The organism is Lysinibacillus sp. NPDC093688, assembly GCF_050280145.1.
GTDB lineage: Bacteria > Bacillota > Bacilli > Bacillales_A > Planococcaceae > Lysinibacillus > Lysinibacillus xylanilyticus_B.
On record NZ_JBNNUX010000015.1, the window covers coordinates 73,355 to 84,998 of the forward strand.

General features: G+C 40.3%; 10 protein-coding genes and 1 riboswitch. All 10 genes read right to left on the reverse strand.

Annotation, left to right across the window (positions count from 1 at the left end; all coding sequences use genetic code 11):
- Positions 1-82 precede the first annotated feature (82 nt).
- The 10 genes from ACQKN2_RS13430 to ACQKN2_RS13475 all read right to left on the reverse strand — a co-directional run bounded on the left by ACQKN2_RS13430 (position 83) and on the right by ACQKN2_RS13475 (position 11,583).
- Positions 83-2,305: a heterodisulfide reductase-related iron-sulfur binding cluster gene (locus ACQKN2_RS13430; RefSeq protein ID WP_427415381.1), complete on the reverse strand. Its 2,223-nt coding sequence runs from the start codon at positions 2,303-2,305 to the stop codon at positions 83-85.
- Positions 2,306-2,940: 635 nt separating this feature from the next.
- Complete coding sequence (locus ACQKN2_RS13435) at positions 2,941-3,504, reverse strand: cob(I)yrinic acid a,c-diamide adenosyltransferase (protein WP_079559371.1); 564 nt, start codon at positions 3,502-3,504, stop codon at positions 2,941-2,943.
- 5 nt (positions 3,505-3,509) lie between these two features.
- Complete coding sequence (locus ACQKN2_RS13440) at positions 3,510-4,976, reverse strand: adenosylcobinamide amidohydrolase (RefSeq protein WP_427415382.1); 1,467 nt, start codon at positions 4,974-4,976, stop codon at positions 3,510-3,512.
- Entirely contained in the window at positions 4,973-5,974 is a 1,002-nt protein-coding gene (locus tag ACQKN2_RS13445) for a FecCD family ABC transporter permease (RefSeq protein WP_427415383.1), read from the reverse strand. The genes ACQKN2_RS13440 and ACQKN2_RS13445 overlap by 4 nt, the downstream gene beginning before the upstream one ends.
- Positions 5,971-6,936 (reverse strand): ABC transporter substrate-binding protein, encoded by a 966-nt coding sequence (locus tag ACQKN2_RS13450; protein ID WP_427415384.1) that lies wholly within the window; start codon positions 6,934-6,936, stop codon positions 5,971-5,973. Before ACQKN2_RS13450 ends, ACQKN2_RS13445 begins: the two co-directional genes overlap by 4 nt.
- A 94-nt stretch (positions 6,937-7,030) precedes the next feature.
- A complete protein-coding gene (locus ACQKN2_RS13455) occupies positions 7,031-7,420 on the reverse strand; it encodes a hypothetical protein (protein WP_427415385.1) in 390 nt (129 codons plus the stop codon).
- Between the two features lie 88 nt (positions 7,421-7,508).
- A riboswitch (cobalamin riboswitch) is annotated at positions 7,509-7,691 on the reverse strand.
- A gap of 57 nt (positions 7,692-7,748) precedes the next feature.
- The gene (locus tag ACQKN2_RS13460; RefSeq protein WP_427415386.1) at positions 7,749-9,416 is read right to left on the reverse strand and encodes an acyl-CoA dehydrogenase family protein; all 1,668 of its coding nucleotides are present in this window, start codon (positions 9,414-9,416) and stop codon (positions 7,749-7,751) included.
- 1 nt (position 9,417) lies between these two features.
- Positions 9,418-10,920: a class I adenylate-forming enzyme family protein gene (locus ACQKN2_RS13465; RefSeq protein WP_427415410.1), complete on the reverse strand. Its 1,503-nt coding sequence runs from the start codon at positions 10,918-10,920 to the stop codon at positions 9,418-9,420.
- Positions 10,913-11,302: a MerR family transcriptional regulator gene (locus ACQKN2_RS13470; RefSeq protein WP_427415387.1), complete on the reverse strand. Its 390-nt coding sequence runs from the start codon at positions 11,300-11,302 to the stop codon at positions 10,913-10,915. The genes ACQKN2_RS13465 and ACQKN2_RS13470 overlap by 8 nt, the downstream gene beginning before the upstream one ends.
- A gap of 92 nt (positions 11,303-11,394) precedes the next feature.
- Positions 11,395-11,583: a hypothetical protein gene (locus tag ACQKN2_RS13475; RefSeq protein WP_427415388.1), complete on the reverse strand. Its 189-nt coding sequence runs from the start codon at positions 11,581-11,583 to the stop codon at positions 11,395-11,397.
- Positions 11,584-11,644 lie beyond the last annotated feature (61 nt).

The window sequence follows — 11,644 nt, forward strand, 5'->3', positions numbered from 1 at the left end:
CCATTTAATCTTATTCTACAAAACAATTATTTATTGTGCAATTTATATTTTTCAGATAACTAAAATATTTCTGCAATAACCATCATTTTTCTGCGTTAATTTCCGCATTCTTGTCTTGTTCGACACTATCTACAGAAGCTACTACTTCTTCAACCATTACATCCGCTGCTTCTTCAACAGATTCCTCGACAGCTTTCACTTTTTCGCCAAATACAGAACGCTCCAATAGTTCTGCAACGTCGAATGTACCGATTGTATCCTCAACCTCTTTTGCCTTTGTACCATCTTCAAGCATCGTTAAGCAGTAAGGACATCCAGAAGAAATAACTGAAGCATTCGTTGCTAAAGCTTGCTCTGTTCTTGCTACGTTAATTCGGTTGCCGACATGCTCTTCCATCCACATTAAGCCGCCACCTGCACCACAGCACATTGCTTCCTCACGATTACGCTCCATTTCCACAAGCTTAATACCTGGAATTCCTCGTAAAATCTCACGTGGTGCATCATAAACATCGTTATAACGACCTAAATAACAAGAATCATGGAACACAATCGTTTCATGAACTTCGTAATTTAACGCTAGTCGATTTTCATCAATCAATTGATTCAATAGTTCAGTATGATGGTAGACCTCGCCCTTCCAGCCAAAGTCTTGGTATTCATTTTTAAAGATATTATAAGCATGAGGGTCAATCGTAACGATTTTCTTCACGTCGTTTTTCTCAAATTCATCAATATTCGCTGTTGCTAGCTCTTGGAATAAAAACTCATTTCCTAATCGACGTGGAGTGTCCCCTGAATTTTTCTCTTTATTTCCTAAAATCGCAAACTTCACGCCTGCCTTGTTTAATAAACGACAGAAAGCTAAGGCAATTTTTTGTGAGCGGTTATCAAACGCACCCATTGATCCTACCCAGAATAAATATTCCATTTCTTCCCCTGATTTTTTCAGCTCTTTCACTGTTGGAATATGAATTGTTGGATCTAGGTCACGCCAATTTTCTTTTTCTTTACGGTTTAAGCCCCAAGGATTGCCTTGACGTTCGATATTTGTCATCGCACGTTGTGCATCAGGGTTTACTTTTCCTTCTGTCATTGTTAAGTAACGACGTAAATCAATAATTTTATCTACATGCTCGTTCATAACAGGACATTGATCCTCACAGTTACGGCAAGTTGTACATGCCCAAATCTCTTCTTCTGTAATGACATCGCCGATTAAAGAAGGGCTGTAGATATCTTCGATGACTGCCCCCTCAGCACCAGCTGCCATCGCTAACTGATTCCCCTTTGTTTTAGCAAAGAATTGATAAGGTACCCAAGGCTTTTGCTTTGTCTCAACAGCACCTGTAAATGTTAAATGATCACGTAGCTTCACGATTAAATCCATCGGTGATAGCATTTTCCCTGTACCTGACGCTGGACACATATTTGTACAGCGCCCGCACTCTACACAGGAATATAAATCTAGCATTTGTTTTTGTGTGAAGTCTTGAATACGTCCAACACCAATTGCTGGAATATCCTCTTCATCTTCAGCATTTTCTAATGCTTCAAAATCGATCGGCGTTAAAGTACCTGTACGATCTAAACGGTTCATGTATACATTGATTGGGCTTACAATTAAGTGGAAGTGCTTCGATTGTGGTACATACACTAAGAATGTCAATAGAATCAATAAGTGCGACCACCACATTACATAGAAAACAACCCCCGCCGCTGATGCTGGTAAGAAGCTAAAAATAGCAGCAATGCCAGAAGCAACTGGCTCTGTATAAGTTAGTTCTTCACCATGCAAAATTATGCCCATACCATTTGCAAGCAATGTGGATACCATTAACCCACCTATGAATATTAAGACAAGTCCATTTTTCCAGCCTCGTTTTAGACGTACTAGCTTTTCTACATAACGACGGTAAAATGCCCACACAACCGCCACTAAAATCATTAATACTACAAGCTCTTGGAAGAATGTAAACACACTATAGAAAATGCCAAGTGGCAAATGTGACCCAGGTGCTAACCCCTTCCAAATTAAATCAATGGCACCTAGCTGCACCATCAAAAATCCATAGAAGAACATAACGTGAATTAAACCACTCTTCGGATCTTTTAATAACTTATTTTGGCCAAGTACATTGACCATAAGATAACGAATTCGTTCTTGAACACTTTCATCAAACTCAACCTTTTTCCCCAATTGCACAAACTTATAGCGTGTTTTTAACAGATAGAAAAATAATCCTACTGCATAAAGCACAACCACGACTGTTAGAACAATGTTTGCAATTACTAATGGACTCATGGTTGGTCCCCCCTTTAGTTTGTCGTAAGTTTCTCTCTTTGTGGTAAATTTGCTAGTTCAATCATTATATTCCTATTCTAATAAATGAGTGAGCATTCAGTCAACATAAAACGGAAATATTTCTGATAATTTTATATTCTTACATTTTACAAGAAAAAAAGCCACCCTGAATTTTAAAAGCGGGCTCTTAACCACTAAAGGGTTTTATTCATTTATATTACAAATTTGTCTTTTTATTGTATTTAGAAAATCAAAAAGTCGATTTGCATCATGTTTTTGATGACAAATCGACTTTTTTTAAGTGCGCTAAATTTCAAAGTAGCTATTTTATTTCAAAACTAATATGTGCTTTCACCAAAACGTGGGGTTGATTTCCGTTCCGGCTGTGCGCTTTGTTGCTGCCGCTTCGCTTTCGCGCAGAGCAGAGCTTCCTGGGGGCGTCCGATGAGCCGCTTCACTCGCTCCAGGGTCTCGGGCCAACACGACGTTGGTCACGAAGGCGTTATCACAGGATGTGATGCTTTTAGCCTTCGTTCCTCTATCGCTAATCCCCGAGGAGTCGCCCAGCCTCCACTCCAATCAACCTATATCAAATGTCATCAACAGCTTTAGGTATTGAGCGTAATTTGATCAAGTTATTTTTTAAAGACATTGCCGCTTCGAATATATTCAATATCCGCAACATTCAATCGGAAATTCACAACACGTGCAACCGCAAATAAATAATCGGATAGACGATTTAAATATTTTTGTACAATTGTCGGTACATCTTCGATTTCCTTCATCAGCGTTACCATTTGACGCTCCGCTCGACGTGCTACTGTGCGGGCAATGTGTAAAGTTGCAGCTGCTGGTGCACCGCCTGGTAGAATAAAGCGTTGTAATGGTGGTGCTTCATCTGACAATGCATCAATACGCGATTCCAACACTTCAATTGGCTGCTCTGTAAGCTTGTAATGGCGCTCCTTCATGACATTAGCGAGGTCACCACCTGCATCAAAAAGCTCATGTTGAATCGTTTCTAAATCAATTAGAATATCCTTGAATAGCTCACGATCTAGTTCACTAATAGCCTTACCAATAAAAGAATTTAATTCATCGATGGCCCCATATGTCTCTACGCGTAAGCTATCTTTGTCAACGCGTCCACCGATAAGACTTGTTTTCCCTGTATCGCCTGTTTTCGTGTAAAGCTTCATTTCTCTCATCTCCTAGAACAGTTTTTGTAATTTTTTATCGCCTGTACAGTTGTTTCAAAAACACCTTTACCGATGATCTTACCTACATCAGTAATGGGACCGCCGTACAGCATTTCTTCCCCTTTTTGTGTCGCTGCAATCAATAAACTATCTGTAGCAGTACCTGTCGCAATCGTACCACTAAGCTCATCACGAATATTTTCTGATTGCAATGCCTTTGTTTTCGCCTCAGTAGCTGTCATCATTGCTTGGAAAAACGCTTCCTCTGATAAACAGCCATTCACGATGACCCACGTATTTATAGTACCAATATATGGTTCATCTTGTCTTTCATGTACACGTGACACATCAACAGCATTACCAACTCCAGCGGTAACAGCCACAAGAACGCTACCAAAGGAAGCTTGAAACTCGTTAATAGCTACAAGATTTGTTGGGACAGCTGTTAACATGACGACTGTACTTGTAGATGAAAAGTGCTCCTTTTGTAAAAATTCAGCAACCTCTCTCTTTACATCATTAATCACGTAATCTATTGGTACAGAGCGATTTAACAGACAATCATACCAGCCGATGCCCGGATTATGGACAGCTGAGGACACCGTTTTTAAAGGAAACTCTGATTGAAGTTTAATGTAATGATCTGTAACAGCGAAATTTTCTTTTTTAATGACAGCACGTTGCTGATGTTCAACCGAGGCTGGCATCATTGTAATTTGAGGCTTTGGAATTTCCGGATGTGCATAAGTTGCCACTCGGGCATGATAGACGTCTTCGATTTGCGAAGCGATTAATACTTCATGCGGCGCCCCAAATGCCCGCATCCGTCCTTCCTCCATTAGTAATAATTCATCACAATAAAGAGAAGCTAAATTCATATCATGTAGTACCATAATAACAGTCAAACCACGTTCTATTGCTTCCTTTCGCACCATATCTAAAATTTGACGTTGATGTGCAATATCTAGATGGTTGGTCGGCTCATCTAGCAGCAATATTTCCGCAGTTTGTGCAAGAGCTTGGGCGACAAAAACTCTTTGCTGTTCACCGCCCGACAAAAATTCCATTGGTGTCTGTTCATAGCGTTTCACACCTGTTTGCAGCATTGCCTGTTGCACTGCTTGTTCATCACGATCAGTCCAGCTTGAAAAGAAGCCTGTTTGATGTGGATAACGTCCAAGCGATACCGCTTCCCTTACACTGTTTGAAAAGGCATTAGCATGTAATTGTGGCAGCACTGCCATCTTCTTTGCTAATGCACGCGCACTGTAAGAGCTACTATTTTTACCATCTACTAATATAGTGCCTGCTGTTGCTGGTAGTATGCCACTTATTACTTTTAACAGTGTGGATTTTCCACTACCATTCGGCCCTAAAATCCCTAGTATTTTACCTTTTTCAACGGAAAAACTTATATCCTGGACGATCGGTACGTCTTCATAGCCACCGGAAAGATGTTCTACAACAATCATGCCCGTACCCCCTTGCCTCTACGTTGTTTATAAAAAATATAGGAAAAAACAGGCGCCCCAATAAATGCAGTAATGACACCAATCGGCAGCTCTCTTGGCATAATAATTGTTCTTGCTATTAAATCACAAATAATTAGTAAAGTTGCCCCATTTAAAAATGATAATGGCAATAAATGACGATGATCTGAACCCCAGACCATTCTCGTCATATGAGGAACAACTAAACCAACAAAGCCAATCGTTCCAGAAACAGCTACCGCTGCTCCTGTCAACATGGATCCACCTACTAAAATAATATATTTACTACGCTTAACATTGACACCTAAATGCTTCGCACGTTCTTCTCCATATAACAGAACATTTAACTCGCGTCTTTGTGTCCAAAGCATAATGGAACCAATGATAACAAACGGGATGATCATCTGAACGTAAGGCCAACCACGCATCGATACTGAGCCAAGCAGCCATCCGATCACTTGGCGTAGCTCCTCACCAGATAATGCAATCATTAATGAAATCAAGGAACCTAAAAATGAACTAAATATAACCCCTGTTAAAATAAGAGTTTCCATTTTTAGTGAGCGGTCTACTATTCTAGCAAAGCCCATAACAGCTACCATCGTCAATATGGCACCTATCATACTAAAGGTTGGCAATGTGAAATGACCGATTACAGGTATTGAGACACTAAAGAAAATCGTCATCACTGCGCCCACTGATGCACCAGAGGAAACACCTAACGTATAAGGATCAGCCAAAGGGTTTTTTAATAAACCTTGAAAAGCTGCCCCTGCAATAGCAAGTGATGCCCCTACAAGCCCTGCTAGCAGAACTCGAGGTAAACGAATCTTCCATAAAATATTGGCAGCTGTTTCATCAGCGGCCTTATTCCACAATACTTCTAATGGAATATGAACTGAGCCTATCGCCACACCACACCAGATGCTAATGATTAAAAGCGTAATTGCTGTTACATAGGCTACAATTGTTTTACTCATTTAAACGCCTCTGGGTAGACGGCCTTTGCTAATTCCTCAAGACCATCTGCTAATCGAGGACCTTGACGACTTGTCGTATTTTTATCCACTTGTACAATGGCTTTATTTTTTACGGCAGTAATTGTTCCAAAGCCTGGACGTTGTGGAATTTTCGTTAAAATATTCGGTACATAACTATATGCCACAACAATGACATCTGGATTTTTCTCAATAATTTGTTCAGCATCAATTTTAAACCAGTTATTTGAATCTGCTGCTATATTTTCGGCATGAATCATTTCTAGCATTTCATTCATAAATGTACCTTTACCCGCTGTATAAATTTCTGGCTCATCAGACGACTCTACAAAAACTTTCTTAGGCTTAACACCCTCAAGTTTTGTTTCAACTTCTGCAACCTTTGCCTTCATATTTGCGACTATTTTTTTAGCCTCTTCAAGTTTTCCTGTTGCATGACCAAGCTGTTCAATCGTCGTGTAAGTCTCATTAAAGTTTTTGGCATCCGCTACAACAAATACTTTCACACCTGCAGCCTCAAGCTGTTCAATTGCTCCTTTTGAATTCACCATACCCGATGCATGTGCAAAAACGATATCTGGCGTTAACGCAATAATTTGTTCAATATTATAATCCATACCGCCAACTTTTTCTTTTTTAGTAGCCTCTGGTGGATAATCGTCATTATCTGTTACACCCACTATTTCATCATTTAAGCCAAGACCAAATAAAATTTCAGTGTTACTTGGAATGAGAGAGACTATTTTTTCAGGAGGTGCTTCTAGCGTAATATCTTTGCCAGTAGCATCCGTTATCGTCATTGGGAATGTTGCTTGATTTACTTTTGATGTCTCTTGCTGCTCAGCAGATGACGACTTGTCATTTGTCGCCTCTTTTGTGTTACATGCTGCAAGCAAGCCAACAGCTAAAAATGCAGATAATCCTATTTTCCAAAATTTCTTCATGTGAATCCCCCTTAGTCTATCTGTGCATAAAGTTAGCGACTTGTTTTTCTGATTGATCGATACATTTTAGGTTTTTATCGCTCGAGGTTGTGGGTTATCGGCTAACTTTGGGTTTATCGCTCAACTTTGAGGGTTTATCGCCCAACTTTTTGAGTTTATCACCCAACTTTGTGGATTTATCGCCCAACTTTTTGAGTTTATCAACCAACTTTGCGGATTTATCACCCACTTTGGGTTTATCGCCCAACGTTGAGGGTTTATCGCCCAACTTTTTGAGTTTATCAACCAACTTTGTGGATTTATCGCCCAACTTTGTGGATTTATCGCCCAACTTTTTGAGTTTATCGCCCAACTTTGCGGATTTATCACCCACTTTGGGTTTATCGCTCAACGTTGAGGATTTATCACCCAACTTTTTGAGTTTATCGCCCAACTTTTTGAGTTTATCGCCCACTTTTTCAAATTTATCGATATTCATCTTCAAAACAAATACCCCTCATCATAAAAAATGAGGGGGTCAAATTTGCACAATATACATATACAAAATCCACCATCCTATCCTCGTAGGCTACAACGTGTTTTCTATAAAGGCAGGTCTCCTGGCTCGTGCTTCATACGCTTTTTCAAGCCTTCCCGAAATTTTCAGTGGCGCAGATTGAAAAAACTCACACATACAGTGGCGGGACCGCATCGGAATTACACCGATTTCCCTTTTCACTTTACTTAAGTAAAGAACCTTTATAATATTCAGTTGATTTTATTATACATGAAAATCAAAGAAGTCGCCTCCATTCGAGACGACTCTTAATCGATTAAACTATATCTGAAAAATACTGTACCGTTTTCATTGGTGCACCCATTTCACGCAATGACCATGTGTTTTCTAAATAAATATCTGCTAGCTTCTCATATTTGCCGCCGAATCTTTGTGCCCATTCGACTGCTACCACACTTTCATATAAATGTGCCATTTTCTCTGCGACCTTTTTTGCCTCGAACGTTTTCGTTGCATCATCTAAACGGCTAAATGTTTGCAAAGTTGAATCTAGTTTTGCCAATTGATTCACGACAATTTCGACTAATGGATTGTCAGTTAGTTTTTCTAGACGTTCTTCCATGACACGCACAAACATTTCGTGCACATGAAACTTATCAACTAATCGAATGAGCTCTAAAGCTAAAATATTCGCAGTCCCCTCCCACACAGTAAGTACCTGTGCATCTCTTAATAACCGTGGTGTAACAAAATCTTCAATATAGCCGTTTCCGCCATGTAATTCAATGGCTTCACTAGCATAATGTACAGCTTGCTCTGCCGTTTCTTTTTTCATGATCGCAATATACAAGCGATTCAAAATAATGTCCTCTTTATTCCCCTGTCCACTAGTTACTTTATCGTACAGCTGAATAAGGTCAAAAACCGTAGCAACTTCTACATGAAGTTTGGCAGCAAATTTCCCTAGTGTATCCTGAATCATAGGGTATTGCGTTAAAGGTTTACCAAAGGCATGACGATTTGTCACATAATGCTTCGCCTCTAAATAGCCGCGGCGCATAATGCCGATTGAAGCAACCGCATTGCAAATTCTTGATAAATTAAGCGCCTCCAACATATAGTAAATCCCTTTATTTGGATCACCTACAATATACGCTAGCGCACCATCAAATTCCACCTCACCAGAAGGTACTGCTCTAACACCAAGTTTATCCTTTAAACGCCGAACGCGCAGATTATTAACTGTGCCATCATCATTTCTCCATGGAACTGCAAACAATGTTAAACCCTTTGAGCCTGCCTGAGCCCCTTCCATGCGTGCCAATACCATGGTTACTCCACACATTCCTGCGTTAGATGCAAAATATTTCTCACCATATAAACGATACTGCTTGCCGTCCTTTCTTGCCTCCACAACATTCGCCCCAACATCAGAGCCACCTTGGCGCTCCGTTAAAAATGTAGCCCCCTCATATAGCTCTGTCTCTCCTGTTGCACAAACGTGTGGTAAAAAGCGCTCCTTCACCTCATCACTCGCATAATGATCAAGTAAATAAGCAGTTGCCATCGTTAACGTAACAGGACAGTAAAAGCCTGGTTCAGCATGTGATAGTATATAGCCTTGAGCAAAGCTATACACATAGTTACCCTTTCTACTTAGTTGCGGAATATCCTTATGCACATAGCCAACAATGCCGGTATTGTACGTCTCTTCAATTGTTTTCTTATAGCCGTCATTGACCCAAATCTCTGACACTTCTTCACCATAAGCATTATATCTTTGTAATCGAGGTTCACCCTCTCTATCCGTATGCTTGGCTCTCACATCAATATCTCCTGCACAAAGCTCACCGAAATCTGTTAGCTCACGTGTTGCATATTCCGCAAACTCTTTATCTAGCATCATTTCTAAAACTTTATGAAGTGTATCATTCTCTTTAAAAAAGTTCTTTGTTTTCATTTCTTCCTGTTGTAAAACCTTCATGCTATCTCACCTCTTGTCCCTTCAAAGTTTGTTTTAGTATTTTGCCTGATGCATTTCGTGGTAACGCTTCCACACGTTCAAAAATGCGTGGAATTTTATATTTAGCAAGATGCTTCTCTAAATAAACTTTCAGTCCGTTCTCGTCAATATTTGTTTTAGCAGCATAAACCACTTTCACCGTTTCTCCCCACTCCGGATGTGGTACACCTATTACAGCAACTTCAAATATCCCCTCATAGCTCAACATACGATCTTCAATTTCTTTCGGGTAAATATTCACACCACCTGAAAAAATGACATCCTTCTTACGATCGACAATCCAAATATAGCCGTCCTCATCTAAACGAGCTAAGTCACCTGTTTTTAGCCAGCCATCTATAAATGCAGCCTTTGTTGCGATATCATCCTTGTAATAGCCCTGCATATTGCCCTCACCGAATATCACAATTTCTCCTACTTCACCTACACTGACATCTTCTCCATTGTCGTTGATAATACGCAGCTCCGCTCCAAGTGGTGCACGTCGCCCAACGCTCCCCGCCTTCGTTGCATGCTCTTCACCAAACAATATTGAACCGTTAGGACCAGCCTCTGTTAAGCCATAAACACAGGTTAAATTTTCTGTTCTGAAAGCTTTTTGTAAATGCTGGACTTCGTTTTGTGATAACGGTGCCCCACCATAAGCCCACCACTTCATCGATGATAAATCAGCTGTTTGCAATCTTGGCAGTTGGGCAGTTAACAAATATGCAACAGGTGCCCCAAAGAAATGCGTTGTCCGCTCCTGCTCCATTGAATCAATCAATAAATCAGGTGTAAACGTTGGTGTTAACACGTTTGTTGAGCCTACAAGTACACCTGCCATTAAAAATAAATGTAATGGGGCTGAATGCGTCAACGGCATCATAAGAAGGATTCGGCTTTCTGGCTTTACTTCCATTTCCACTGCAATCATTTGCGCTACAGTTAAAATATTGCGATAGCTAAACAACACACCCTTTGGTTTTCCCGTTGTACCCGATGTGTATAAAATCGTTGAGACATCATCTTCATTCAACTGGCAATCAATTGTTTGCGTGCTTGCATGTAGAATAAGTGATTCATAGTTTAGCCAGCCAGCCTGCTCTTGACCCGTTTTGATTTTTAAAGGGACTACCGTAATGTTTTCGACTGCTGCAAAAATCGCCTCATGTACTAGAATAGCTTTAGCATCAGCATGCCGTGCCACATACTCGACCTCTTGCAGCGTGAACTTCGCATTTACTGGAACGACAATAGCCTCGATGCGCTGAATAGCAAAATAGCAAACAACAAACTCTACAACATTTGGCATAAAAATGATTACTTTATCGCCTTGTCGCACACCCTGCTCTACTAAAGCATGACTAAGACGTGTCACTTGCTCATCTAAATCACGATAAGTCACTCGTCTGCCCTGACAAACAACCGCTTCACTCATAGGGTACTTTCGCGCATTACGCGCTAACAAATTCGAACTATTCATCATGTATCTCTCCCTTTAAAGTCGCTAATTTTTCTGTAAACATGCCTTGTAACTGCTGTAACTCGTTTTTCATCTGTACCAGCTCTGCTATTTTGCCATTAACTTCTTGAATTTTTTGCTCCCCATATTCGACCGTACGCTCCAACTGCTGAATACCCGTACGATCATAATCAAACAGCAATACCATCTCCTTAATCTCCTCAAGTGAAAAACCGTACCGCTTTCCTCGGAAAATAAGCTTAAGCTTCGCTAATTCTTTTTTTGAAAAGGTTCGTTGATTAGTAGATGATCGATTGGGATGAAGCAGCCCTAGCTCCTCATAATAGCGAATAGTCCGTGTCGAAACATTAAACTGCTTAGCCACTTCTTGAATCGTCTTCAATATCATCTCCCCTTTCCCATTTTTCATCAGTATATCATTGACGCTAACGTAAACATCAACAAGAAATATGAAATTTACAGAAAATTATTGATTTAAGGAGATAAATCGATTAGTTCAGGGATTTTATCCGACACTTCGATGGGGCTATCCACGACTTTGGTTGTTCTATCCACGACTTTGGTTGTTCTATCCACGACTTTGGCTAATCTATCCGTCGCTCTGGCGGTTCCTTCCGTCATTTCGACGGTTCTTTCCATCACCCTAGCTACTTCTTCCGTCACTCTGGCGGTTCTTTTCGTCGCTTCGGATTCTATACTTCACTTTTGACTGTTCTATCCGTCA